This window comes from Enterobacter cloacae complex sp. Mu1197 (assembly GCF_040059225.1).
Lineage (GTDB): Bacteria > Pseudomonadota > Gammaproteobacteria > Enterobacterales > Enterobacteriaceae > Enterobacter > Enterobacter quasiroggenkampii.
Genome location: NZ_CP157375.1, coordinates 1,297,964 through 1,322,773, shown reverse-complemented (window position 1 = coordinate 1,322,773; position 24,810 = coordinate 1,297,964). Strand labels below are relative to the sequence as shown.

The 24,810-nt window shown below is 54.8% G+C and carries 19 protein-coding genes and 7 tRNA genes; 19 read left to right on the top strand and 7 right to left on the bottom strand.

Features of this window, described 5'->3' with window-relative positions; all coding sequences use genetic code 11:
• Window positions 1-34 precede the first annotated feature (34 nt).
• Window positions 35-2,233: an ornithine decarboxylase SpeF gene (speF, locus tag ABFV38_RS06240; RefSeq protein ID WP_348958841.1), complete on the top strand. Its 2,199-nt coding sequence runs from the start codon at window positions 35-37 to the stop codon at window positions 2,231-2,233.
• Window positions 2,230-3,543 (top strand): putrescine-ornithine antiporter, encoded by a 1,314-nt coding sequence (gene potE / locus ABFV38_RS06235; RefSeq protein WP_008501072.1) that lies wholly within the window; start codon window positions 2,230-2,232, stop codon window positions 3,541-3,543. Before speF ends, potE begins: the two co-directional genes overlap by 4 nt.
• Before the next feature lie 90 nt (window positions 3,544-3,633).
• On the opposite strand, the gene pgm is transcribed toward potE, so the two are convergent.
• Window positions 3,634-5,274, bottom strand: a complete 1,641-nt coding sequence (gene pgm / locus ABFV38_RS06230; protein WP_048026964.1) for a phosphoglucomutase (alpha-D-glucose-1,6-bisphosphate-dependent) — start codon at window positions 5,272-5,274, stop codon at window positions 3,634-3,636.
• Window positions 5,275-5,298: 24 nt separating this feature from the next.
• Window positions 5,299-5,847, bottom strand: a complete 549-nt coding sequence (gene seqA / locus ABFV38_RS06225) for a replication initiation negative regulator SeqA (protein ID WP_008501070.1) — start codon at window positions 5,845-5,847, stop codon at window positions 5,299-5,301.
• A 183-nt stretch (window positions 5,848-6,030) separates the two neighbouring features.
• On the opposite strand from seqA, the gene ybfF reads away from it, so the two are divergent.
• The 4 genes from ybfF to fur all read left to right on the top strand — a co-directional run bounded on the left by ybfF (window position 6,031) and on the right by fur (window position 8,643).
• The gene (ybfF, locus tag ABFV38_RS06220; protein ID WP_048226102.1) at window positions 6,031-6,804 is read left to right on the top strand and encodes an esterase; all 774 of its coding nucleotides are present in this window, start codon (window positions 6,031-6,033) and stop codon (window positions 6,802-6,804) included.
• 128 nt (window positions 6,805-6,932) lie between these two features.
• Window positions 6,933-7,220: a LexA regulated protein gene (gene ybfE, locus ABFV38_RS06215; RefSeq protein ID WP_023310772.1), complete on the top strand. Its 288-nt coding sequence runs from the start codon at window positions 6,933-6,935 to the stop codon at window positions 7,218-7,220.
• Between the two features lie 155 nt (window positions 7,221-7,375).
• Window positions 7,376-7,906 (top strand): flavodoxin FldA, encoded by a 531-nt coding sequence (gene fldA / locus ABFV38_RS06210; RefSeq protein WP_008501067.1) that lies wholly within the window; start codon window positions 7,376-7,378, stop codon window positions 7,904-7,906.
• A 290-nt stretch (window positions 7,907-8,196) separates the two neighbouring features.
• Window positions 8,197-8,643: a ferric iron uptake transcriptional regulator gene (fur, locus tag ABFV38_RS06205; protein ID WP_014169146.1), complete on the top strand. Its 447-nt coding sequence runs from the start codon at window positions 8,197-8,199 to the stop codon at window positions 8,641-8,643.
• Window positions 8,644-8,735: 92 nt separating this feature from the next.
• Here fur and chiQ read toward each other — a convergent pair whose 3' ends face one another.
• The 4 genes from chiQ to nagE form a co-directional block, all read right to left on the bottom strand.
• The gene (gene chiQ / locus ABFV38_RS06200) at window positions 8,736-9,062 is read right to left on the bottom strand and encodes a ChiQ/YbfN family lipoprotein (protein ID WP_045909866.1); all 327 of its coding nucleotides are present in this window, start codon (window positions 9,060-9,062) and stop codon (window positions 8,736-8,738) included.
• A gap of 47 nt (window positions 9,063-9,109) precedes the next feature.
• Window positions 9,110-10,507, bottom strand: coding sequence for a chitoporin (chiP, locus tag ABFV38_RS06195; protein WP_023293022.1), 1,398 nt, complete (start codon window positions 10,505-10,507; stop codon window positions 9,110-9,112).
• 446 nt (window positions 10,508-10,953) lie between these two features.
• Complete coding sequence (glnS, locus tag ABFV38_RS06190; protein ID WP_045909581.1) at window positions 10,954-12,621, bottom strand: glutamine--tRNA ligase; 1,668 nt, start codon at window positions 12,619-12,621, stop codon at window positions 10,954-10,956.
• A 169-nt stretch (window positions 12,622-12,790) separates the two neighbouring features.
• Entirely contained in the window at window positions 12,791-14,743 is a 1,953-nt protein-coding gene (gene nagE / locus ABFV38_RS06185) for a PTS N-acetyl glucosamine transporter subunit IIABC (protein ID WP_348958839.1), read from the bottom strand.
• A gap of 327 nt (window positions 14,744-15,070) precedes the next feature.
• Here nagE and nagB point away from each other — a divergent pair, with 327 nt between their 5' ends.
• The 12 genes from nagB to ABFV38_RS06125 all read left to right on the top strand — a co-directional run bounded on the left by nagB (window position 15,071) and on the right by ABFV38_RS06125 (window position 21,940).
• Window positions 15,071-15,871, top strand: a complete 801-nt coding sequence (gene nagB, locus ABFV38_RS06180) for a glucosamine-6-phosphate deaminase (RefSeq protein ID WP_008501061.1) — start codon at window positions 15,071-15,073, stop codon at window positions 15,869-15,871.
• A gap of 55 nt (window positions 15,872-15,926) precedes the next feature.
• The gene (nagA, locus tag ABFV38_RS06175) at window positions 15,927-17,075 is read left to right on the top strand and encodes an N-acetylglucosamine-6-phosphate deacetylase (RefSeq protein ID WP_023343588.1); all 1,149 of its coding nucleotides are present in this window, start codon (window positions 15,927-15,929) and stop codon (window positions 17,073-17,075) included.
• 8 nt (window positions 17,076-17,083) lie between these two features.
• The gene (locus ABFV38_RS06170; RefSeq protein WP_021242995.1) at window positions 17,084-18,304 is read left to right on the top strand and encodes an N-acetylglucosamine repressor; all 1,221 of its coding nucleotides are present in this window, start codon (window positions 17,084-17,086) and stop codon (window positions 18,302-18,304) included.
• Window positions 18,305-18,350: 46 nt separating this feature from the next.
• Window positions 18,351-19,103 (top strand): ribonucleotide monophosphatase NagD, encoded by a 753-nt coding sequence (gene nagD / locus ABFV38_RS06165; RefSeq protein WP_008501057.1) that lies wholly within the window; start codon window positions 18,351-18,353, stop codon window positions 19,101-19,103.
• A 249-nt stretch (window positions 19,104-19,352) separates the two neighbouring features.
• The gene (gene asnB, locus ABFV38_RS06160) at window positions 19,353-21,017 is read left to right on the top strand and encodes an asparagine synthase B (protein WP_021242994.1); all 1,665 of its coding nucleotides are present in this window, start codon (window positions 19,353-19,355) and stop codon (window positions 21,015-21,017) included.
• Between the two features lie 226 nt (window positions 21,018-21,243).
• Window positions 21,244-21,320, top strand: a tRNA-Met gene (locus ABFV38_RS06155).
• A gap of 8 nt (window positions 21,321-21,328) precedes the next feature.
• Window positions 21,329-21,413: transfer RNA gene (locus tag ABFV38_RS06150), tRNA-Leu, on the top strand.
• Between the two features lie 23 nt (window positions 21,414-21,436).
• Window positions 21,437-21,511, top strand: a tRNA-Gln gene (locus ABFV38_RS06145).
• Window positions 21,512-21,543: 32 nt separating this feature from the next.
• Window positions 21,544-21,618 (top strand) — tRNA-Gln (locus ABFV38_RS06140).
• A 17-nt stretch (window positions 21,619-21,635) separates the two neighbouring features.
• Window positions 21,636-21,712: transfer RNA gene (locus ABFV38_RS06135), tRNA-Met, on the top strand.
• A gap of 42 nt (window positions 21,713-21,754) precedes the next feature.
• Window positions 21,755-21,829 (top strand) — tRNA-Gln (locus ABFV38_RS06130).
• Between the two features lie 36 nt (window positions 21,830-21,865).
• Window positions 21,866-21,940: transfer RNA gene (locus tag ABFV38_RS06125), tRNA-Gln, on the top strand.
• Window positions 21,941-22,059: 119 nt separating this feature from the next.
• Here ABFV38_RS06125 and ubiF read toward each other — a convergent pair.
• Window positions 22,060-23,235 carry a 3-demethoxyubiquinol 3-hydroxylase gene (ubiF, locus tag ABFV38_RS06120; protein WP_348958836.1) on the bottom strand — a complete coding sequence of 392 codons (1,176 nt, stop codon included), beginning with the start codon at window positions 23,233-23,235 and terminating at the stop codon, window positions 22,060-22,062.
• 135 nt (window positions 23,236-23,370) lie between these two features.
• Here ubiF and miaB point away from each other — a divergent pair, with 135 nt between their 5' ends.
• Window positions 23,371-24,795 (top strand): tRNA (N6-isopentenyl adenosine(37)-C2)-methylthiotransferase MiaB, encoded by a 1,425-nt coding sequence (gene miaB / locus ABFV38_RS06115; protein ID WP_045909585.1) that lies wholly within the window; start codon window positions 23,371-23,373, stop codon window positions 24,793-24,795.
• The last annotated feature ends 15 nt before the right edge of the window (window positions 24,796-24,810 follow it).

Below are 24,810 nucleotides of genomic sequence, written 5' to 3'. Positions count from 1 at the left end.
AGGGACGCTTATTACCTAAAATAAAGAGAGAAAGATGAAAAGTTTAAAAATCGCAGCCAGCCGTGCATGTCCGGATTGCTTTACCACCCAGCGTGAACTGGTGGATGTCAGAACCTCTGATTATATCGACGTTGCCGCTATTGTGCTGGCGGTCAGTGATATTACCGACGGCATACTGGAGGAAATAGAAGCCACCGGATTTGGTATTCCTGTTTTTGTTGCGACGCATAAAGAAGAGATCATTCCGGCAGACTATTTATCGCGCATTCATGGCGTATTTGAGTATTCAGACACCAGCAACGACTTTTATGGACGCCAGCTGGAAGCAGCTGCCCTGCGGTATGAAACCCAGCTGCGCCCGCCGTTTTTCCGCGCCCTGGTCGACTACGTGAAGCAGGGCAACAGCGCGTTTGACTGCCCGGGCCATCAGGGCGGCCAGTTCTTCCGCCGCCATCCTGCCGGTAATCAGTTCGTTGATTTCTTTGGTGAGACGCTTTTCCGCGCCGATCTGTGTAACGCCGACGTCGCAATGGGCGATCTGCTGATTCACGAGGGCGCGCCGTGCATTGCGCAGCAACATGCGGCGAAGGTGTTTAATGCCGATAAGACCTATTTCGTGCTGAACGGCACCTCGTCATCTAATAAAGTGGTGCTTAACGCCCTGCTCACCCCGGGCGACCTGGTACTGTTCGACCGTAATAACCACAAATCCAACCATCACGGTGCCCTCCTCCAGGCAGGCGCAACGCCGGTCTATCTGGAAACGGCGCGCAACCCGTACGGCTTTATCGGCGGCATTGACGCCCACTGTTTTGAAGAAAACTATCTACGCGAGCTGGTAGCCGAAGTTGCACCGGGCCGTGCGCGCGATGCGCGTCCGTTCCGTCTGGCGGTGATCCAGCTGGGTACCTACGATGGCACCATCTACAACGCCCGTCAGGTGGTGGATAAGATTGGGCATCTGTGTGATTACATCCTGTTTGACTCCGCCTGGGTGGGTTACGAGCAGTTTATTCCGATGATGGCCGACTGCTCTCCGCTGCTACTGGAGCTGAACGAAAACGACCCGGGGATTTTGGTTACCCAGTCCGTGCATAAACAGCAGGCAGGCTTCTCGCAGACCTCGCAAATTCACAAGAAAGACAGCCACATCAAAGGCCAGCAGCGCTATGTCCCGCATAAGCGGTTGAATAATGCCTTTATGATGCACGCCTCCACCAGCCCGTTCTATCCTCTGTTCGCCGCACTGGACATCAACGCCCGCATGCATGAAGGCCAGAGCGGCCGCAACATGTGGATGGACTGCGTGGTGAACGGTATTGAAGCGCGTAAGCTAATCCTGGAGAACTGCCGGTATCTGCGCCCCTTCGTGCCGGAGACAGTGGATGGCCGTCCGTGGGAAAGCTGGGACACGGCGGAGATTGCGACCAATCTGCGCTTCTTCCACTTCGTACCGGGTGAAAACTGGCACGCTTTTGAAGGCTACGCTGAGCATCAGTATTTTATCGACCCGTGCAAGCTCCTGCTGACCACGCCGGGCATTAACGCCCGCACCGGGGAGTATGACGATTTCGGCGTGCCCGCCACCATCCTTGCCAACTTCCTGCGTGAAAACGGCATCGTGCCGGAGAAATGCGATCTCAACTCGATCCTGTTCCTGCTCACGCCAGCGGAAGATATGGGCAAACTGCAGCAGCTGGTGGCGCAGCTGGTGCGCTTCGAAAAACTGCTTGAGAGCGATGCTCCGCTGAAAGACGTCCTGCCTTCTCTCTACAAACAACATCCGGAACGTTACGCGGATTACACCCTGCGCCAGATCTGCCAGGAGATGCATGACCTGTACGCCCGTCACAACGTGAAACAGCTGCAGAAAGAGATGTTCCGCAAGTCCCATTTCCCACGCGTGATGATGAACCCGCAGGACGCGAACTATGCCTATCTGCGCGGAGAAGTGGAACTGGTCTCCCTTCGCGACGCGGAAGGCCGCATCGCCGCGGAAGGCGCCCTGCCTTATCCGCCGGGGGTGCTGTGCGTTGTCCCTGGGGAGGTCTGGGGCGGCTCCGTGCTGCGCTACTTCACCGCGCTGGAAGAAGGCATCAACCTGCTGCCGGGCTTTGCGCCGGAGTTGCAGGGTGTGTACGTCGAGGAGTGTGAGGGCCGTAAACAGGTTCGCTGTAATGTCATCAAACAACCCGCCGCTCAGCCCGCGCTGCTGAAAGGAGAGAAATTATGAGTAAGTCCAATAAGATGGGCGTGGTGCAGCTGACCATCCTCACCATGGTGAACATGATGGGCTCCGGCATCATCATGCTGCCCACCAAGCTTGCCGAAGTAGGAACCATTTCAATCATCTCCTGGCTGGTGACCGCCGTCGGCTCAATGGCGCTGGCATGGGCATTTGCCAAGTGCGGGATGTTCAGCCGCAAGTCAGGCGGCATGGGAGGCTACGCCGAGTATGCCTTTGGCAAGTCGGGCAACTTTATGGCCAACTATACCTATGGGGTATCACTGCTGATCGCCAACGTGGCGATTGCCATCTCCGCCGTGGGCTACGGTACGGAGCTGTTTGGCGCGACGCTCAGCCCGGTACAGATTGGCCTGGCCACCATCGGCGTGCTGTGGATCTGCACCGTGGCTAACTTTGGCGGGGCGCGTATCACCGGACAGCTCAGCAGCATCACCGTCTGGGGCGTGATTATTCCGGTTGTCGGCCTGTGCATCATCGGCTGGTTCTGGTTCAGCCCGACCCTGTACGCCAACTCCTGGAACCCGCACCATGTGCCGTTCTTCAGCGCAGTCGGCTCTTCTATCGCCATGACGCTCTGGGCCTTCCTCGGTCTGGAATCCGCCTGCGCGAACGCAGAAGTCGTTGATAATCCGGAAAAGAACGTCCCGATTGCGGTCCTCGGCGGTACGCTGGGCGCGGCGGTGATCTATATCGTCTCGACGAACGTCATTGCGGGCATCGTTCCGAACATGGATCTGGCCAACTCCACGGCGCCGTTCGGGCTGGCCTTCGCGCAGATGTTCACGCCGGAAGTCGGGAAAGTGATTATGGGTCTGATGGTCATGTCGTGCTGCGGTTCACTCCTTGGCTGGCAGTTCACCATCGCGCAGGTGTTTAAATCCTCGGCTGATGAAGGTTACTTCCCAAAAATCTTCTCCCGCGTCACCAAAGCCGATGCGCCGGTGCAGGGCATGCTGGCGATTGTCATCTTCCAGAGTGGATTGTCGCTGATGACCATTAGCCCGTCGCTGAACAGCCAGTTTAACGTGCTGGTCAACCTGGCGGTCGTGACGAATATCATTCCGTATATCCTGTCGATGGCGGCGCTGGTGATTATTCAGAAAGTCGCGAAGGTGGATCCACGCAAAGCGCGAGCGGCCAATATCGTGGCGCTGATTGGGGCAATCTACAGCTTCTACGCGCTCTATTCCTCCGGCCAGGAAGCGATGCTGTATGGCGCGATGGTGACCTTTATGGGCTGGACGCTGTACGGTCTGGTGTCACCGCGGTTTGAATTGAAGAATAAGCACAGTTGAAAAAAAGCCCGGTGGCGCTAGCGCTTACCGGGCCTACGATCGTTGTTGTAGGCCGGGCAAACGCAGTGCCGCCCGGCACACAAACCGCACTTACGCGTTTTTCAGCACTTCGCTGACAATCTCTACCGCTTCTTTCTCAATCTGCTGACGATGCTCAGCGCCGAGGAAGCTTTCGCAATAGATTTTATACGCATCTTCCGTGCCGGATGGACGCGCAGCGAACCAGCCGTTTTCGGTCATCACTTTCAGCCCACCAATGGAGGCGCCGTTACCCGGTGCCGCCGTCAGACGCGCGGTGATCGGGTCGCCGGCCAGGGTGCTTGCGCTGACCATCTCCGGAGAGAGTTTGGACAGGGCCGCTTTCTGAGCTGACGTCGCGCTGGCCTGAATACGGTTATAGCTTGGCGCACCAAAGCGTGCCGCCAGGTCGTTGTAATGTTCCTGCGGGTTCTTACCGGTGACCGCGGTGATTTCCGCCGCCAGCAGGCACATGATGATGCCGTCTTTATCGGTTGACCATGGCGTGCCGTCGAAGCGCAGGAAAGAAGCTCCCGCGCTCTCTTCACCACCGAAGCCAAAGCTGCCGTCGTGCAGACCGTCAACAAACCATTTGAAGCCCACCGGCACTTCCACCAGCTTGCGGCCCAGCGCGTCCACCACGCGGTCGATCATCGCGGAGGAAACCAGCGTCTTACCGACAGCCACCTCTTTGCCCCACTGCGGACGGTGCTGGAACAGGTAGTTAATCGCGACTGCCAGATAGTGGTTCGGGTTCATCAGCCCGGCAGGGGTGACGATACCGTGGCGGTCGTAATCCGGGTCGTTAGCAAACGCCAGATCGAATTTATCACGCAGCGCCAGCAGGCCCGCCATTGCGCACTCGGAGGAGCAGTCCATGCGGATCGCGCCGTCTTTATCCAGGTGCATAAAACGGAAGGTCTGATCGACGTGATCGTTCACGATGGTCAGATCCAATTTGTAGTGCTCGGCAATACGTTTCCAGTACTCAATCCCGGAGCCGCCCAGCGGATCCACCCCCAGCTTCAGGCCGGCTTTCTGGATGGCCGCCATATCGACGATATCCGCCAGACCTTCCACGAACGGCTGAACCAGATCCTGCTCTTTTACGTGGCCGGACGCCATGGCCGCATCCAGAGAGATGCGCTTCACGCCTTTCAGACCATCGGCCAGCAAGGCGTTCGCACGATCTTCAACCACTTTAGTGACGTTGGTGTCTGCCGGGCCACCGTTAGGCGGGTTGTATTTGATACCACCGTCTTCCGGCGGGTTGTGGGATGGCGTGATAACGATACCGTCAGCCAGCGCGCCACCTTTTTTGTTGTGTACCAGGATGGCGTTAGACACCGCAGGCGTTGGGGTGAAGCCGTTGTTCTCCTGAACAATCACATCAACGCCGTTCGCTGTCAGAACTTCCAGCACGGAAATAAAGGCCGGTTCAGACAGGGCATGGGTATCTTTCCCCACGTAGCACGGACCGGTAACGCCGTTTTTAGCGCGCTCTTCCGCAATGGCCTGAGCAATGGCCAGAATGTGCGGTTCGTTAAAGCTGTGGCGCGCCGCGCTGCCGCGGTGACCAGATGTACCAAACTTCACTGCGTGTTCTGCGTTGCCCACGACCGGCTTCAGCACGTAATACTGCGCGGTCAGCTGAGCGACGTTAATCAAATCGCTTTGTTGTGCAGGTTGGCCTGCACGGCTGTGATTTGCCATTACCGGGTCCTTCTGATGCAAGGGTTAAATTGTACCGCAAACCTTTTCAATCAATTCCGCCGGGAACTGCATGGACTGCATGATGTGTTCAATCATGCTGCACTTGCGGCCCGTGTTGGTATTGGTGATCACCCAGTACGGGGTGCCAGGAACATGTTTGGGTTTGGTTTGATTGCCATTTTGCAGCAGCGTCTGCTCGTCGCCCGCGAAGTAGACGCGAGTACGACCATGCAGCGACTCGGTCGCTTCAGCAAACGCTTTGTTATCCAGTGAATAAAGTGTAGACAGCACCAGCATAAAGCGGTTGACCGCCTTTTTCTGCTCCGCGTATTCATCGGAGAGCAGCAGCTCGCGCATCGCGCGCACTTTATCTTTTGCCGGCGTCACGGCAGGTTTTGCTTGTGCAACAACGCTTGGCTGAGACACGACATCTTTGGTGACTGGGGTAGCAGGCTGTGAAGCGGCGGAAATTTTAAGCATGCGCCGTAAAATGTCGGACGCGCTCTCCCCGATATGCCGCGTCTGGCTGGCAATATACTGATAGAGTTCGTCATCAACTTCGATTGTTTTCATCTTAATCCAGTGCGATATCTTATCTGAATACAAGTCATTGGGATTATAAGGTCAAATCCCAACAGCGGATAGCGTCAAACCAGGTTGGCGGCAAAAGTCAGATTAAACTGGAACCTTGCAGCCGGGCGGCAGAATGGTCAACATGATACCCTAACCTGACATACGTAAAAAAAGAACTTTGCCATGAAATTGAATACCCGAGCGCAAACTGCACAATCGCCGAACAATAATTCTCCCATCGTACTGGTTCACGGGCTTTTTGGCAGCCTGGATAACCTGGGCGTGCTGGCGCGCGATCTGGTTACCGATCACGATATCTTACAGGTTGATATGCGCAATCACGGTCTTTCCGGCCGTTCCGACGAGATGACCTACGCCGCGATGGCGCAGGATCTGCTGGATACGCTGGATGCCAACGATCTGCAAAAGGTCACCCTCATCGGGCATTCAATGGGCGGCAAAGCGGTGATGGCCCTGACGGCGCTGGCCCCGGAGCGTATTAACGGCCTGGTGGTGATTGATGTTGCGCCCGTGGATTACGACGTGCGCCGTCACGACGAGATTTTTGCCGCCATCAATGCGGTCACCGAAGCGGGTGTCGCGACCCGCCAGCAGGCCGCTACCGTCATGCGTGAGCATCTTGATGAAGAAGGCGTCGTGCAGTTCCTGCTGAAGTCGTTTGTTGACGGGCAATGGCGTTTTAACGTGCCGGTGCTCTGGAACCAGTACAACAATATTGTGGGCTGGCAAACCGTGCCTGCCTGGCCGCACCCTACCCTCTTTATTCGCGGCGGTAACTCCCCTTACGTTACCGACGCGTACCGCGACGCCATACTGGCGCAATTCCCGCAGGCTCGCGCCCACGTCATTGCCGGAGCCGGGCACTGGGTGCATGCGGAAAAACCTGACGCCGTACTGCGCGCCATTCGCCGCTATCTTGCTGATACTGCAAATTGATTAAAAAGAGAGCGACTGGAAGGCTGCGGGCTTCCAGTCGTTGGCGCGCCGTTTTTGGTGATGTATGATGGCGCGCTTATCGCCCGGGCATTAGCAGGGCGGCGTGTTTCCCCCGAAGTCTCAGAATCATGGCCAAAGAACAAACGGACCGTACGACACTAGATCTGTTCGCGAATGAGCGTCGCCCGGGACGACCGAAGACGAATCCGCTTTCGCGCGATGAACAGCTGCGTATCAATAAACGCAATCAGCTTAAACGCGATAAAAATCGTGGGCTTAAGCGTGTCGAACTGAAGCTCAACGCCGACGCGGTCGATGCACTTAACGAGCTGGCCGAGGCGCGCAATATCAGCCGCAGCGAGCTCATTGAAGAGATGCTGATCGCCCAGCTTGAGACATTGCGCGGCCAGGCATAAGTCTGAAAATTCCCTTAATTACCCTTTTCATGTAGCACAGAGTGCAGTCCTGCGCGATAGCTGTTTCCGCAGGGTTGCCAGTTCTGCTATTATTGCCCTTATCCGTGGCCGAATTGCGCCACCATACTATTAAGTTTCAAGAGGTTATTTTACTCATGGCAATCATCGGCATTTTCTTTGGCAGTGATACCGGCAATACCGAAAATATCGCGAAAAACATTCAAAAACAGCTCGGTAAAGACGTTGCTGATGTGCATGACATCGCCAAGAGCAGCAAAGAAGATCTCGAAGGCTATGACATTCTGCTGCTGGGTATTCCGACCTGGTACTACGGTGAAGCCCAGTGTGACTGGGATGATTTCTTCCCGACGCTGGAAGAAGTGGACTTCAACGGTAAGCTGGTCGCCCTGTTTGGCTGCGGCGATCAGGAAGACTACGCCGAGTACTTCTGTGACGCGTTGGGTACCATCCGCGACATCATTGAGCCGAATGGCGCAGTGATCGTCGGCCACTGGCCGACCGCCGGTTACCACTTCGAAGCGTCTAAAGGTCTGGCCGATGACGATCACTTTGTGGGTCTGGCCATCGACGAAGACCGTCAGCCAGAACTGACCGCAGAGCGCGTAGAGAAATGGGTTAAGCAGATCCGTGAAGAACTGCACCTGGACGATATTCTTAACGCCTGATTTTTCTCGCGGCGCAACGGCGGTTGCGCCCGTGCACCAGGTCAAACCGATTAAATTAATTGCTACAATCTTTTAACTTTTTCGCCCAGACCTGTACAATGTCTCCCTGATAAATGTGGTTTTCCATCGAGCAAGTTTGTTGGTGATACCCCATTTTTATAAGCATATTTTGCCTGAGACTTGCAGTTTTCATTTAGCCATGGCAGTTCTATAATGAGACGCATTATCCCAGGTGCATTTTCTGTCACTTCCTACAGAAGTGAATCGTTTAGCAACAGGACAGATTCCGCATGACTGACAACAATACCGCATTAAAGAAGGCTGGCCTGAAAGTTACGCTTCCTCGGTTAAAAATCCTCGAAGTGCTTCAGGGTCCAGACAATCACCATGTCAGTGCGGAAGACCTTTATAAACGTCTTATCGACATGGGTGAAGAGATTGGGCTGGCTACCGTCTATCGCGTGCTGAACCAGTTTGATGACGCGGGCATTGTCACCCGTCATAATTTCGAAGGCGGTAAATCTGTATTCGAACTGACCCAGCAGCAGCACCACGATCACCTGATCTGCCTCGACTGTGGCAAGGTCATTGAATTTAGCGATGATTCCATCGAAGCGCGTCAGCGTGAAATCGCCGCGCGTCACGGTATCCGCCTCACCAACCACAGCCTGTACCTTTACGGTCACTGCGCTGAAGGCGACTGCCGTGAAGATGACCACGCGCACGACGCAAAATAAGCGAGTATTCATACTCTGAGCCAGCCGCAAGGTTGGCTTTTTTTTGCCTGAAAAAAAGCCCGGTGGCGCTGCGCCACCGGGCGTAAAGCAACTTATTTATTGTTATTGCGTATCTCGTTCCAGATCTTGTCGCAACGCTTCGCCACTTCCTGATCGTTACCGGTTTTACGCGCCTGGATACAGGCCTGGTAATCCATCACCCGGACATTTTCCTGCGTCGCAAACTGCTCGTGCGCTTTTTCTTTCTTCAGCACATTCAGCACGCTCTGGCAGGCTTCAATTTTCTCCGGCGAGCCTTCCGCAGTATTAATACAGGCGCTGTAGGCCTCCCTGAGACGGGAGTCCTCTTTCGGTGCCTGAGTCTGGGCACACGCCACCAGCCCCGATGCCAACAGCGCGACGATTACGATTTTTTTCATCATATGCAGTCTCCAGTCCGGCGGGAGCTGACCCGCCGGACGATTCATCAGAAGATGGTGAACGGTGCGATAACCATGAATTTCACGTCACGTTCATCCTGGAAGATGTTGCCGTAACCGCCCGCGTAGCTCGGGATATCGGAGTGGTTGTCGTACTGGGTGAAGTGCAGTTTGAACATCGTGCCTTTCGCGCGGCCATCCTGCAGGGTATAGATTGCATCCAGGCTGTAGGAAGACTCTTTCAGGCGATAGTTTGGATCGTAGTAAGCATCCGGTGTTGCCATGTCGGCAGGTTTTGCATCCCAGGCGTAAGCGTAAGACGCGCCCACCGCCCAGCCAGGCAGGTTCCAGTTTTTCAGATCGTACATTGCGCCGAAGAAGACCGCTTTCTCACCGTCGGCGTTGAAGTCGGAGCGGTTATCCCACCAGATATCAAGACGACCGTTGGAGGAGGCGTAGGTCGGGGTCATACGCTGCAGGAAGTAGCCCTGCTGCCCTTCCGCTTTCACCCATGTGCCTTCCAGACGCAAATCAACCTGACCGACCTTGTAGCCAAAGGTGAGCGCCTGCAGCCACGCGGTGCCGTCGTAGATGTCGTTGACACCACCGTTACTGACTTTGTCGCGCGTACCGTAGAACTGGTAGCTGGTACTCAACGGGCTACCCGCGATATCGAACTTATAGCTGGCCTTGGCAAAGTATTGATCGATATACCCTTGCGCCTGGCCAAATGCCGCTTCGAGAACCAGATCGTTTTTGAAGTCGTATTTCGCCCCCAGCGAGTGGAGGTAATCGACTTTGGTTTTCTTATCGTTCTGGTAGAACTTGTCCATTTCAATGTGCCACGGTGCTTTGTACTCGTTGGTCCACATATAGGAGAAGCTCAGCGCACCTGCGTCACCGTAGTCAAAGTTAGCCCCGGCTTCTGCACCCTGATAGGTACCCGGCATAAAGCTCCAGTGTGGGGCTAACAGCGTCTGGCCAGTTGGCTGAATATACCCCCCACGCGCCCAGACCGGGCCGTATTTGAATTTCGCTGCGGCTTTGTAAAGGCTGATACCGCTCTTATCCCCGGACCAGTCTTCATCATAGGCTTTGTTGCTGGAGGAGAAGGCGATTTCGTTCGGGTGGCCGCTGTCGCCGTTTTCCGCCATTTCGATCGCGGTGAAGGCGGCAATATCCAGACCGAACATATCCGCGGCGTAGCCTGACTGGAAGTCCAGGTTGGCGTTCCAGGTGGAGTGCGAGAGGTTGGTTTTGTATTTATCTTCAGTGACGTCTTTACGGTCACGCTCACGCTGCCAGTAATAAATACCGCCCGTGAGGGTAGAATCTTCGATGAAACCCGCTGCTTTTGCCTCTGGCGCAATCACCAGGCCCGACATTGCTGTCACACCGGCAATAGCCAGCGCCAGCGCACTACGTTTGCCACTGAACGTACGCATAGATTATTCCTCTTTGACGAATTAAAACGCCTGAAACGGCGTAAATAAAAAAGACCAAATGGTCAGGGGTAGTTTTAAATACCCTCGAATTAACTACCGTCTTTAGGTTATTTTTCGCGACGCGAATTATCAATGCTTTTCAGCGGGCAAAAGTCAGGATTATGACGAAGTGCACATAATTGGTAGTGCTTTGTAACATTTACAGGAAGGCGAGGAATGACGGGTAATTCTCAGGTTTTTCAGTGGCCAGGCGCGGGATCGCTTTCCTTTTTTATCACATTTTTAATTTTGGCAATGATACAAACTTTTTTTAAAAAAATAAGTAGCACCTCATTGACCTGTTATTTTCAGAACGCCTCTTTAGTCCCTGGCTTAATACTCTGATCGTTAAATAAAAAAACGCCGCATAATGCGGCGTTTGTCTCTCATTGACCAGAGCAGGAATATTATTCGCCGATCTTCGTCCAGGTATCACGCAGGCCTACGGTACGGTTAAATACCGGTTTTTCCGCCGTGCTGTAACGGCTGTCCAGGCAGAAGTAACCTTCACGTTCGAACTGGAACGCTTTGCCCGCTTCAGCCGCTTTCAGGGACGGCTCCGCATAACCCTGCTTAATCACCAGCGATTCCGGGTTGATGGTCGCCAGGAAGTCTTCCGCCGCGCCTGGGTTAGGCACGCTGAACAGACGATCGTAAAGGCGGATCTCGACCGGCAGCGCGTGGGTTGCGCTCACCCAGTGGATAACGCCTTTCACCTTGCGGCCATCCGCCGGATCTTTACTCAGCGTTTCAGCGTCATAAGAACAGAAGATGGTGGTGATATTCCCTTCCGCATCTTTTTCTACGCGCTCGGCTTTGATGACGTAAGCATTACGCAGACGTACTTCTTTACCCAGCACCAGACGCTTGTACTGCTTGTTGGCTTCTTCACGGAAGTCAGCGCGGTCAATCCAGATCTCGCCGCTGAACGGCACGTCACGGCTTCCCATTTCCGGTTTGTTCGGATGGTTAGGCATGGAGACCAGCTCGCTCTCGCCCTGCGGATAGTTCTCGATCACCAGTTTCACCGGATCGATAACGGCCATCGCGCGCGGGGCGTTTTCGTTGAGATCTTCGCGAATGCAGGATTCCAGAGAGGCCATCTCAATGGTGTTGTCCTGCTTGGTCACGCCGATACGCTTGCAGAATTCACGGATTGACGCCGCGGTGTAGCCACGACGGCGCAGACCGGAGATGGTCGGCATACGCGGGTCATCCCAGCCTTCAACGTGCTTGTCAGTCACCAGCAGGTTCAGCTTACGCTTGGACATCACGGTGTATTCCAGATTCAGACGAGAGAACTCGTACTGGCGCGGATGCACCGGAATGGTGATGTTATCCAGCACCCAGTCGTACAGACGACGGTTGTCCTGGAACTCCAGCGTACACAGCGAGTGGGTGATGCCTTCCAGCGCATCGCTGATGCAGTGGGTGAAGTCGTACATCGGGTAGATGCACCACTTGTTGCCAGTCTGGTGGTGTTCAGCGAACTTAATACGATACAGCACCGGATCGCGCATTACGATGAACGGCGATGCCATGTCAATTTTGGCACGCAGGCAGGCTTTGCCTTCTTCGAAACCACCGGCACGCATTTTTTCAAACAGCGCCAGGTTCTCTTCCACGCTGCGATCGCGGAACGGGCTGTTTTTGCCCGGCGCGGTCAGCGTACCGCGGTACTCACGGATCTCATCTGCAGACAGTTCGTCAACATACGCCAGACCTTTGTTGATAAGCTCTACCGCGTAGGCATACAGCTGATCAAAGTAGTCAGAGGAGTAGCAGATATCGCCAGACCAGTTGAAGCCCAGCCATTGCACGTCATTCTTGATAGACTCAACGTATTCGATGTCTTCTTTTACTGGGTTGGTGTCATCGAAACGCAGGTTGCACTGTCCCTGGTAGTCTTGCGCAATGCCAAAGTTCAGGCAGATGGACTTCGCATGCCCGATATGCAGGTAGCCGTTCGGCTCCGGCGGGAAACGGGTATGAATTGTGGTGTGCTTACCACTGGCCAGATCTTCATCGATGATCTGACGAATAAAGTTACTCGGGCGGGCTTCTGCCTCACTCATCGTGGATTCCTCAAAGCGTAAACAACGTATAACGGCATATGATCTTATAAGCCGGACGTAGTGACAACCCTTAAAACGTCTCTGAATAAAATAATGGGGGCTTTTGCTGCAAAAAAAAGCGGCGGAGGATATCCCCCGCCGCTTAAGGCATGACTCTACTCAGGAGCGATTACTTGCCTTTAATCTCGTACAGCGGGGTTTGACCCGCAACAACCTGACCTTTCGCCTGGATGACCAGACCGCTGAAGTCGTCGATGTTGCTGCAAACCACCGGGCTAATCATGGAACGCGCGTTGGCATTCAGGAAGTCCAGATCCATTTCCAGAATCGGCTGCCCGGCCACCACTTCAGCGCCCTCTTCCACCAGGCGAGTAAAGCCCTGACCATTCAGCGCAACGGTATCGATACCCATGTGGACAACGATCTCCGCGCCCTTTTCGGTTTCGAGGCAGAACGCGTGGTTGGTGTTAAAGATTTTCACGATGGTACCGGCAGCAGGAGACACCACGGTTTTATCCGTTGGTTTCACCGCCACACCGTCACCGACCGCTTTGCTGGCGAACGCTTCATCAGGTACCTGCTCAAGGTCAACCACGTCACCCGTTACCGGAGAGACCAGCGCGGCCACCGTCACGGCGTTAGGCACGGCCTGCGGCTTCGCTACCGGGGCAGCCGTCGACGCAGGTGCGCTGTCGGTTGATGCCGCCGCGACCGGTCCACGGGCAACCACTTTCTTCATTTCGTCACCGATGGATTCCGCTTTGGCGCCCACGATAACCTGGATAGTTTGTTTGTTCAGTTTAACCACGCCCGATGCACCAAGGCGTTTACACATTGCGTCGCTGACGCGCGCAGAGTCACCCACCGTCAGACGCAGACGGGTGATGCAGGCATCAATGGCTTTCAGGTTGTCAGTCCCCCCAACGGCAGCGATATAGCTGGTCGCCAGTTGAGTCAGACCCTCTTCGGTATTGCTGTTGGCTTCGTTGGTCACCACGTCGTCATTGGTGTCTTCGCGGCCCGGCGTTTTGAGGTTAAACATACGAATAACCGCAGTGAACAGCACGAAGTAGATGACGAAGAAGACCAGACCCATTACCACCAGCATCCAGACGTTCTTGCTTGCCGCCGGCAGGTTGTACATCAACACGTAGTCGATCGCGCCTGCAGAGAAGGAGAAGCCAGCATGGATACCCAGCAGGGTCGCCACAAACAGGCTGATACCGGTAAGCACCGCATGCATGAGGTACAGCACCGGCGCCAGGAACATGAACAGGAATTCCAGCGGCTCGGTTACGCCGGTCAGGAACGCGGTAATCGCAACGGACAGCAGCATGCCGCCAACCATTGGGCGACGCGCTTTTGGCGCAGCCAGGTACATTGCCAGCGCAGCGCCCGGCAGACCAAACATCATGATTGGGAAGAAGCCAGACATGAACATGCCTGCGGTGCCGTCACCCGCGTAGAAGCGGTTGATGTCGCCGTGGAATACGGTGCCCGCAGCATTGGTGAACTCACCAATCTGGAACCATGCGATAGTGTTCAGCACCTGATGCAGACCGGTTGGGATCAGCAGACGGTTGATAAAACCAAAGATACCTGAGCCCACTGCACCCGCTGAAACAATCCACTCACCGCCCGCATGGATCGCATGCTGTACCGGTGGCCAGACGTAGCCAAAGATAGCGGCCAGAACCAGACAGAAGAAGCCCGTCGCGATCGGCACGAAACGTTTGCCGCCAAAGAAACTCAGGAAGTCTGGCAGCTTAATGTTTGCCCAGCGGTTGTACACCGCGCCACCGACCAGACCGGTAATGATACCTGCCAGCACGCCCATGTTGATTTCTGGGTTAATCGTTACCATCGCTTTCGTCAGGATGAAATAACCGACTGCCCCTGCCAGCGCTGCAGCACCCGCGCTGTCTTTTGACCAGCTTGAGGCAACACCGATGGCGAAAATCAGCGCCAGGTTGTCAAAAATAGCACCGCCAGCCTGAGCAATAAACGGTACGTTAAGAAGATCGGGTTGCCCGAATCGCAGCAGCAATGCTGCAACCGGTAGCACGGCGATAGGGAGCTGCAAAGCCCTACCGAGGCGCTGGAAAAAACCTAAAATATTCATCCTATTCCCCCTACGAGACCCGTTTTTCAGGCTCGCGCATAAACTATGTTTTTATTGTGTCACGAACGATAGATACCGTTGATAATTCACTGGCAGTCTGAGTGTGTGAAAAATTAATTCGTATCGCAAATTAAACACCTATTTTTTGTGATTTTTGTCACCAAATATCGTATTCAGCCCTCCCTTACACTGGCTAACAGCGAAAACTTATTTTATCATTCAAAAAATCAAGACGGATTGATCCGGCCTGAAAGTTTCCAGGTTACGCTTTAGTATCAGGTTCCGAAGCCATCCGCCCACTCTTCTACTTAAACTTTGAGGTGAACAATGAGACTGATTCCCCTGGCAACTGCTGAACAAGTCGGTAAATGGGCCGCTCGCCATATCGTAAACCGCATTAACGCGTTCAAGCCGACCGCCGATCGTCCTTTCGTTCTTGGCCTTCCGACCGGCGGCACGCCGCTGACCGCCTACAAGGCGCTGGTTGAGATGCATAAAGCAGGCCAGGTTAGCTTCAAACATGTTGTGACCTTCAATATGGATGAATACGTTGGCTTACCGAAAGACCACCCGGAAAGCTACCATAGCTTTATGCACCGCAATTTCTTTGATCATGTTGATATCCCAGCTGAAAATATTAACCTGCTGAATGGAAACGCGCCGGATATTGACGCAGAATGCCGTCAGTATGAAGAAAAAATCCGTTCCTACGGTAAAATCCACCTGTTCATGGGTGGCGTAGGTAATGATGGTCATATCGCGTTTAACGAACCGGCGTCCTCTCTGGCTTCTCGTACCCGTATTAAAACGCTGACCCATGACACGCGCGTGGCAAACTCCCGCTTCTTTGACGGTGACGTTAACCAGGTTCCAAAATACGCCCTGACCGTAGGCGTAGGCACCCTGCTGGATGCCGAAGAAGTGATGATTCTGGTGCTGGGCGGCGTGAAAGCGCAGGCGCTCCAGGCTGCTGTTGAAGGCAACGTTAACCATATGTGGACCATCAGCTGTCTGCAGCTGCATCCTAAATCAGTCATCGTCTGCGACGAGCCGTCCACGATGGAGCTGAAGGTTAAGACGCTGAAATACTTCAACGAGTTAGAAGCCGAGAACATCAAAGGTCTGTAATTGAATAACCGCCTCTTTCTCAAGAGGCGGCCGCTTTTTTTAACCGGGGGTCGTTATGTACGCTTTAACCCACGGTCGGATTTATACCGGCCATGAAATTCTGGATGACCACGCGATTGTTATCGCGAATGGCCTGATTGAACGTGTTTGCCCGCTGGCAGAACTGCCGCCGGAGATTGAACAGCGCTCACTCAATGGAGCAGTAATCTCCCCCGGTTTCATCGACGTACAGCTCAACGGCTGCGGCGGTGTGCAATTCAATGATACCGCCGATGCGGTAACGGTCGAAACGCTGGAGATCATGCAGAAAGCCAACGAGAAATCGGGCTGCACCAGCTATCTGCCGACGCTCATCACCAGCAGTGATGACCTGATGAAGCAGGGTATCCGCGTGATGCGCGAATATCTGGCCAAACACCCAAATCAGGCGCTCGGTCTGCACCTTGAAGGGCCATGGCTGAACATGGTCAAGAAAGGAACGCATAACCCGGATTACGTGCGTAAGCCCGATGCGGAGCTGGTTGACTACATGTGTGCCAACGCCGATGTGATCACCAAAGTGACGCTGGCACCGGAAATGACCGGCACGGACGTCATCAGCAAGCTGGCCGCCGCCGGAATTGTGGTTTCAGCAGGCCACTCAAACGCCACGCTGAAAGAAGCGAAAGCCGGTTTCCGCGCGGGCATTACCTTCGCGACGCACCTGTATAACGCCATGCCGTATATCACGGGGCGTGAACCGGGTCTGGTCGGGGCGATTCTGGATGAGCCAGACGTCTACTGCGGCATTATTGCTGACGGCTTACACGTCGATTACACCAACATTCGCAATGCCAAGCGGCTGAAAGGTGACAAGCTTTGCCTGGTGACGGACGCTACCGCGCCGGCAGGTGCAAATATTGAGCAGTTCATTTTTGCCGGTAAAACAATATACTACCGCAATGGACTGTGTGTGGATGAAAACGGTACGCTGAGCGGTTCCTCTTTGACCATGATTGAAGGGGTACGTAACCTGGTTGAGCACTGCGGGATTGCGCTTGAGGAAGTCCTGCGCATGGCAACCCTTTATCCGGCCCGCGCAATCGGCGTGGATAAACAGCTCGGCGGAATTGCACCAGGTATGGTTGCAAACCTGACGGCATTCACACACGATTATAAAATTATTAAGACCATCGTTAATGGTAACGAGGTCGTCACTGAGTAAGTAAAAGTATGACACCTGGCGGACAAGCTCAAATCGGTAATGTCGATCTCGTTAAACAACTTAACAGTGCGGCGGTGTATCGCCTGATTGACCAACACGGACCCATCTCGCGAATTCAGATAGCCGAACAAAGCCAGCTTGCTCCCGCCAGCGTGACAAAAATTACCCGCCAGCTCATTGAGCGCGGTCTGATCAAAGAAGTCGATCAGCAGGCCTCCACCGGGGGCCGCCGCGCCATCTCTATTATTACCGAAACCCGCAATTTCCAGGCGATTGGCGTCCGGCTCGGCCGTCATGACACCACGCTCACGCTGTACGATCTGAGCAGCAAAGCCATTGCGGAAGAGCATTATCCCCTTCCGGAACGCACCCAGGAGACGCTGGAGCATGCGCTGCTGAATACTATCGCGCAGTTTATTGAAAGCTGTCAGCGTAAGATCCGCGAACTCATCGCCATCTCGGTGATACTGCCCGGTCTGGTCGACCCGGAAAGCGGCGTGATCCGCTATATGCCGCACATTCAGGTTGAAAACTGGGGGCTGGTCGACGCGCTGGAAAAGCGCTTCAAGGTGACCTGCTTTGTGGGCCATGACATCCGCTCTCTGGCGCTGGCAGAGCACTACTTTGGTGCGAGCCAGGACTGCGAAGACTCTATTCTGGTGCGCGTCCACCGCGGTACGGGCGCAGGCATTATCTCTAACGGCCGAATCTTTATTGGTCGCAACGGTAACGTCGGTGAGATCGGCCACATTCAGGTTGAGCCCCTCGGGGAGCGCTGCCACTGCGGCAACTTTGGCTGCCTTGAAACCATCGCCGCCAACACGGCCATCGAGCAGCGCGTTCGCCATCTGCTTGAACAGGGTTATCAAAGCCGCGTCACGCTGGACGACTGCAAGATAGGCACCATCTGCAAAGCCGCTAATAAAGGCGACGCGCTGGCCTGTGAAGTGATCGAGCAGGTGGGGCGCCATCTGGGGAAAACCATTGCCATCGCCATTAACCTGTTTAACCCACAAAAAGTGGTAATCGCCGGTGAAATTGTGGAAGCGGAAAAGGTGCTGCTCCCCGCGATTGAAGGCTGTATTAACACCCAGGCGCTGAAAGCATTCCGCCAGAATCTTCCGGTGGTTCGTTCAAAGCTTGACCATCGTTCGGCGATTGGCGCGTTCGCGCTGGTCAAACGCGCCATGCTCAACGGAATTCTGCTGCAGCATTTGCTGGAAAGTTGATCGGACCTTATAGTAACGCCTTCTTTTTTTTAATGTCGGACTGTCCATGACCATTAAGAATGTAATTTGTGATATCGACGGCGTGCTGATGCACGACAACGTTGCCGTGCCGGGTGCTGCGGAGTTTCTTCACCGCATCATCGACAAAGGAATGCCTCTGGTTCTTCTCACGAACTACCCTTCTCAGACCGGTCAGGATCTGGCAAACCGCTTTGCCACGGCAGGGGTCGACGTCCCGGACAGCGTGTTTTATACCTCGGCGATGGCCACGGCGGATTTTCTGAAACGTCAGGAAGGAAAAAAAGCCTATGTGGTCGGTGAAGGCGCGCTGATCCATGAGCTGTATAAAGCGGGCTTTACCATCACCGACGTCAACCCGGATTTTGTGATTGTGGGTGAAACGCGCTCCTACAACTGGGAGATGATGCATAAGGCATCCTTCTTTGTGGCTAACGGCGCGCGCTTTATTGCGACCAACCCGGATACCCACGGTCGTGGTTTTTATCCGGCCTGCGGTGCGCTGTGTGCCGGTATCGAGAAGATCTCCGGGCGCAAGCCGTTCTACGTCGGCAAGCCCAGCCCGTGGATCATCCGTGCCGCACTCAACAAGATGCAGGCCCACTCAGAAGAGACCGTGATTGTCGGCGACAACCTGCGCACCGATATTCTTGCCGGTTTCCAGGCAGGTCTGGAGACGATTCTGGTCCTGTCAGGCGTCTCTCAGCTTGATGACATTGATTCGATGCCGTTCCGGCCAAGCTGGATTTACCCCTCCGTCGACGAAATCGACATTATCTGATTCCGAACCACGCCTCAGGGCGTGGTTTTTTATTTTCTCGCCTGTAAAACACAACTGCATCTAACGGAAAAGCACTTTCATTGCATAATCATCAATAAAAGCGCTCACGACATACGCATTTTTCACCGATCCGCAACCACCATTGCACTATTTCCGTTTTCACCCGTAAAACGCTTGCGCACCCTGCCCCTTTGCGGCATTTTCATAAGCAAGCAACATTACAAAGCAACAGGGTTAACGGAGAAGGTTATGTGTTCAATTTTTGGCGTACTGGATATTAAAACTGACGCGGGCGAACTGCGTAAAAAGGCACTCGAACTGTCCCGCCTGATGCGCCATCGCGGACCGGACTGGTCAGGCGTTTACGCCAGTGACAAAGCGATTCTGGCTCACGAACGTCTGTCTATTGTTGACGTCAACGCCGGTGCACAGCCGCTGTATAACGAGAAAAAAACGCACGCGCTGGCTGTCAACGGTGAGATCTACAACCATCAGGCGCTGCGCGCCGAGTACGGCGACCGCTACGCGTTCCAGACCGGGTCCGATTGTGAAGTGATCCTGGCGCTGTATCAGGAGAAAGGCCCCGAGTTCCTGGACGACCTGCAGGGTATGTTTGCCTTTGCTCTGTACGACAGCGAAAAAGACGCCTATCTGATTGGCCGCGACCACATCGGTATTATCCCGCTGTACATGGGCCACGATGAACATGGCAACTTCTACGTTGCCTCTGAAATGAAAGCCCTGGTGCCGGTCTGCCGCACCATCAAAGAGTTCCCGGCGGGCAGCTACCTGTGGAGCAAAGACGGCGAGATCCGTCCATACTACCAGCGTGACTGGTTCGATTACGACGCGGTAAAAGACAACGTCACGGACAAAGCCGAGCTGCGTCAGGCGCTGGAAGATTCCGTGAAAAGCCACCTGATGTCAGACGTACCTTACGGCGTGCTGCTCTCCGGCGGTCTGGACTCCTCCGTGATCTCCGCGATCACCAAGAAATTTGCGGCTCGTCGCGTGGAAGATCAGGAGCGCTCAGAAGCCTGGTGGCCACAACTGCACTCCTTTGCCGTGGGCCTGGAAGGCGCGCCGGATCTGAAAGCCGCGCAGGAAGTCGCAAACCACCTCGGCACCGTGCACCATGAAATTCACTTCACCGTGCAGGAAGGCCTGGATGCGATCCGCGATGTGATCTATCACATCGAAACCTATGACGTAACGACCATCCGCGCTTCAACGCCGATGTACCTGATGTCGCGTAAGATCAAGGCGATGGGCATCAAAATGGTGCTCTCCGGTGAAGGTTCTGACGAAGTGTTTGGTGGCTACCTGTACTTCCATAAAGCGCCAAACGCCAAAGAGCTGCACGAAGAGACCGTGCGTAAACTCCAGGCGCTGCATATGTTTGACTGTGCGCGTGCCAACAAAGCGATGTCGGCATGGGGTGTCGAAGCGCGCGTGCCGTTCCTGGATAAGAAATTCCTCGACGTGGCGATGCGCATCAACCCGCAGGACAAGATGTGCGGCAACGGAAAAATGGAAAAACATATCCTGCGTGAATGTTTTGAATCCTACCTGCCAGCGAGCGTGGCATGGCGTCAGAAAGAGCAGTTCTCCGATGGCGTAGGCTACAGCTGGATCGACACCCTGAAAGAGGTGGCGGCGAAACAGGTTTCTGACCAACAGCTGGAAACCGCAAGCTTCCGCTTCCCGTACAACACGCCGGGATCGAAAGAAGCGTATCTCTACCGTGAAATCTTTGAAGAATTGTTCCCGGTACCGAGCGCTGCGGAGTGCGTACCGGGTGGCCCGTCCGTCGCCTGCTCGTCTGCCAAAGCGATCGAATGGGATGAATCGTTCAAATCCATGAACGATCCGTCAGGACGTGCGGTAGGCGTTCACCAGTCAGCCTACAAATAATCGTGCATTTCATCATCAGGCCCTGCGGGGCCTGATTTTTTTTGCCCCGCTTTTGCACAGCTAAAACCGATTAATAACCAATAATTGCCGAATATTCGGTCACGCTGTTCGCAACCTAACCAAACAGTCACATTCCGGCTATTTTCGTTGAAAAAGGTGTTGACGCTGCAAGGGTCTATACGCATAATGCGCCCCGCAACGCCGATAAGGTAACGCGAAAAAAGATGGCTACGTAGCTCAGTTGGTTAGAGCACATCACTCATAATGATGGGGTCACAGGTTCGAATCCCGTCGTAGCCACCATCTTTTTTGCGGGAGTGGCGAAATTGGTAGACGCACCAGATTTAGGTTCTGGCGCCGCAAGGTGTGCGAGTTCAAGTCTCGCCTCCCGCACCATTCCCGGGTAAGCGTTGCACGGATGGGGTATCGCCAAGCGGTAAGGCACCGGTTTTTGATACCGGCATTCCCTGGTTCGAATCCAGGTACCCCAGCCATATTTCTTCGATTTTGCGGTTCTCCGCGGTATTGGGGTATCGCCAAGCGGTAAGGCACCGGTTTTTGATACCGGCATTCCCTGGTTCGAATCCAGGTACCCCAGCCATCGAAGATTGCAGTACTGGCTACGTAGCTCAGTTGGTTAGAGCACATCACTCATAATGATGGGGTCACAGGTTCGAATCCCGTCGTAGCCACCAAATTTAGATTATCGATGTTGTTCGGTAATGAAAAAAAATTGTTGGGGTATCGCCAAGCGGTAAGGCACCGGATTCTGATTCCGGCATTCCGAGGTTCGAATCCTCGTACCCCAGCCAATTTAAAAAGTCGTTAAGCAGCTTGTTTAACGCAATTGGGGTGTCGCCAAGCGGTAAGGCTCTGGTTTCTGATACCAGCATTCCGGGGTTCGAATCCCTGCACCCCAGCCACTTAGTAACAAAAAAGCCCGCTCTGCGGGCTTTTTTGTTTTTGTACAAAATTGTGCGGCCTGATTCCCCCTCACCCTTACCCTCTCCCCAAAGGGGCGAGGGAAAAGTCGGAGCAAAGATTAAAGTCCGAGAGCGTACTTAAGGGCCTGACGCTTCAGGCCACCGGCGCGTTCCGCTGCCATCAGGCCTATGTTACGCAGAATACGCACCGGGGCTACGTCATTGCTAAACCCGGCATAGAACAGATCCATTCCCGACTGCATGAGGAAGTTATCCGCCATACGCCGCGTCTGATAACGCTTCAGCACCTGATGGCTGGCCCAGTTTTCCGCGTGTCCGCGGGCGAAGCCCAGCACATCCAGTAAGGCATCGACATCGCGATACCCCAGGTTCACGCCCTGCCCGGCCAGCGGATGAATGGTGTGTGCCGCATCCCCCACCAGCGCTAAGCCTTCGCGGGCATACTGCAACGCATGACGGCGTGTGAGCGGGAACGCCCCGGCGGCGACCGGCGTGACGTGTCCCAGACGGCTCGGGAAGTGCAGCAGAATTTCGCGCTGCAGCTGTTCCATGTTCATTCCCTGCAGCTGGCGAATGCGCGCCGGTTTGTCGTACCACACCAGCGATGCCCAGTGATCGAAGAGCGGTAAAAAGGCGTGCGGGCCGTTCGGCGTAAAGTGCTGCCAGGTGCTTTCACCCGGCGCATTCTCGCACCTGGCGGTAATCAGCATACAGGACTGTTCATACTGCCAGGCATGAACCCCGATCCCCGCCATCTGTCTGACCTGCGAGTTAGCGCCATCCGCCCCGATGACCAGCTTCACGGACAGCTCATCGCCGCTGTCGAGCGTCAGTAGATAGCCGCTCTCGTGAGGATGCAGCGCCTTAAGCGACGCAGGAACGCGCAGCGTCATCTTCGGGTGCGCCTCCAGCGCCTGCCAGAGCGCCAGCTGGAGCACATTGTTTTCCACCATATAGCCCAGGCGCGGCAGCTTCAGCTCAGCGGCATCAAACGCGACGTGGGCATTTTCCCATTCCCAGGTTTCAAGACGGCTGTAAGGATGAGCGCGCATCGCCAGCACCGTCTCCCAGACGCCCAGCCCGCGCAGCAGATCGACGGACGACGCGCTGATAGCGGAAATGCGCACATCCGGTTTACTGGCGGGATCGAAGGCTGGCGGAGCCGCCTGTTCGATTACCGTTACCTCAAATCCCTGCTGCGCCAGCCCCAGCGCCAGCGCGCCGCCGACCATACCGCCGCCGACAACGGCAACTTCGGTGTGTTGGAGTGTCATGGTCAATTTTCCTTATTGGAGAATCCCTTAAGTTTACCGGATTTTTGCGGTCCTGAGACACACAACCTTCATACTGGTCACAACCCCACCAAAGCATTACAATACGCGGCTTGCAATCCTGAGCTGAGCAAGTCGATGACTAAAAAACTCCATATAAAAACCTGGGGCTGTCAGATGAACGAATACGATTCATCCAAGATGGCCGATCTGCTGGATACCACCCACGGATACCAGCTGACTGAAAATGCGAAAGAAGCCGATGTGCTGCTGCTGAACACCTGTTCAATTCGTGAAAAAGCGCAGGAAAAAGTCTTTCATGTGTTAGGCCGCTGGAAACTTCTTAAACGAAAAAATCCGGACCTGATCATCGGCGTGGGCGGCTGCGTCGCGTCGCAGGAAGGCAAGCTGATCCGCCAGAGAGCCCCGTATGTGGACATCGTCTTTGGCCCTCAGACCTTGCACCGTCTGCCTGAGATGATCAATCAGGTTCGCGGTAACCGTAGCCCGGTCGTTGACGTCAGCTTCCCGGAAATCGAAAAATTTGACCGTCTGCCTGAGCCACGTGCCGATGGCCCGACCGCCTTCGTCTCCATCATGGAAGGCTGCAACAAATACTGCACGTACTGCGTGGTGCCGTACACCCGTGGTGAAGAGGTCAGCCGCCCGGCAGATGACATTCTGTTTGAAATCGCGCAGCTTGCCGCGCAGGGTGTGCGCGAAGTGAACCTGCTGGGCCAGAACGTTAACGCCTGGCGCGGTGAGAACTACGACGGCACGACCGGCAGCTTTGCCGAGCTGCTGCGTCTGGTGGCCGCGATTGACGGCATCGACCGCATTCGCTTTACCACCAGCCATCCGATGGAATTTACCGACGACATTATTGACGTCTATCGCGATACGCCAGAGCTGGTGAGCTTCCTGCACCTGCCGATCCAGTGCGGCTCGGACCGCGTGCTGAACCTGATGGGCCGCCCGCATACGGTGCTGGAGTATAAATCCACCATCCGCAAGCTGCGTGAAGCGCGTCCGGATATCCAGATTAGCTCTGACTTTATCGTCGGCTTCCCTGGCGAAACCGCTGATGACTTCGAGCGCACCATGAAGCTCATCGGCGAAGTGAATTTTGACGTCAGCTACAGCTTCATCTTCTCCGCGCGTCCTGGAACACCGGCGGCCGATATGGTTGACGATGTGCCGGAAGAAGAGAAAAAGCAGCGTCTGTATATTCTGCAGGAGCGTATCAACCAGCAGGCCAACGCCTGGAGCCGCCGCATGCTCGGCACCGTTCAGCGCATTCTGGTGGAAGGCACTTCCCGCAAGAGCATTATGGAACTCTCTGGTCGTACCGAAAATAACCGCGTGGTGAACTTTGAAGGCACCCCGGATATGATCGGTAAGTTTGTGGACGTCGAGATTGTCGAAGTGCTGACCAACTCGCTGCGCGCGAAGGTCGTCCGCACCGAAGACGAAATGGGCCTGCGTATCGCAGAGTCACCGCAATCCGTGATCTCGCGTACCCGCAAAGAAAACGATTCTGGCGTTGGGATTTACCAGCCCTAATCCTTCAGGCCTGCC

Coding starts and splice junctions, on each gene's coding strand:
- fldA (WP_008501067.1), top strand. CDS start 7,376: ATGGCAATCATCGGCATTTTCTTTGGCAGTGATACCGGCAATACCGAA.
- chiQ (WP_045909866.1), bottom strand. CDS start 9,062: ATGAAAAAAATCGTAATCGTCGCGCTGTTGGCATCGGGGCTGGTGGCG.
- nagA (WP_023343588.1), top strand. CDS start 15,927: ATGTACGCTTTAACCCACGGTCGGATTTATACCGGCCATGAAATTCTG.
- miaB (WP_045909585.1), top strand. CDS start 23,371: ATGACTAAAAAACTCCATATAAAAACCTGGGGCTGTCAGATGAACGAA.
- nagD (WP_008501057.1), top strand. CDS start 18,351: ATGACCATTAAGAATGTAATTTGTGATATCGACGGCGTGCTGATGCAC.
- ybfE (WP_023310772.1), top strand. CDS start 6,933: ATGGCCAAAGAACAAACGGACCGTACGACACTAGATCTGTTCGCGAAT.
- seqA (WP_008501070.1), bottom strand. CDS start 5,847: ATGAAAACAATCGAAGTTGATGACGAACTCTATCAGTATATTGCCAGC.
- ubiF (WP_348958836.1), bottom strand. CDS start 23,235: ATGACACTCCAACACACCGAAGTTGCCGTTGTCGGCGGCGGTATGGTC.
- potE (WP_008501072.1), top strand. CDS start 2,230: ATGAGTAAGTCCAATAAGATGGGCGTGGTGCAGCTGACCATCCTCACC.
- speF (WP_348958841.1), top strand. CDS start 35: ATGAAAAGTTTAAAAATCGCAGCCAGCCGTGCATGTCCGGATTGCTTT.
- pgm (WP_048026964.1), bottom strand. CDS start 5,274: ATGGCAAATCACAGCCGTGCAGGCCAACCTGCACAACAAAGCGATTTG.
- nagE (WP_348958839.1), bottom strand. CDS start 14,743: ATGAATATTTTAGGTTTTTTCCAGCGCCTCGGTAGGGCTTTGCAGCTC.
- fur (WP_014169146.1), top strand. CDS start 8,197: ATGACTGACAACAATACCGCATTAAAGAAGGCTGGCCTGAAAGTTACG.
- ybfF (WP_048226102.1), top strand. CDS start 6,031: ATGAAATTGAATACCCGAGCGCAAACTGCACAATCGCCGAACAATAAT.
- glnS (WP_045909581.1), bottom strand. CDS start 12,621: ATGAGTGAGGCAGAAGCCCGCCCGAGTAACTTTATTCGTCAGATCATC.
- ABFV38_RS06170 (WP_021242995.1), top strand. CDS start 17,084: ATGACACCTGGCGGACAAGCTCAAATCGGTAATGTCGATCTCGTTAAA.
- asnB (WP_021242994.1), top strand. CDS start 19,353: ATGTGTTCAATTTTTGGCGTACTGGATATTAAAACTGACGCGGGCGAA.
- nagB (WP_008501061.1), top strand. CDS start 15,071: ATGAGACTGATTCCCCTGGCAACTGCTGAACAAGTCGGTAAATGGGCC.
- chiP (WP_023293022.1), bottom strand. CDS start 10,507: ATGCGTACGTTCAGTGGCAAACGTAGTGCGCTGGCGCTGGCTATTGCC.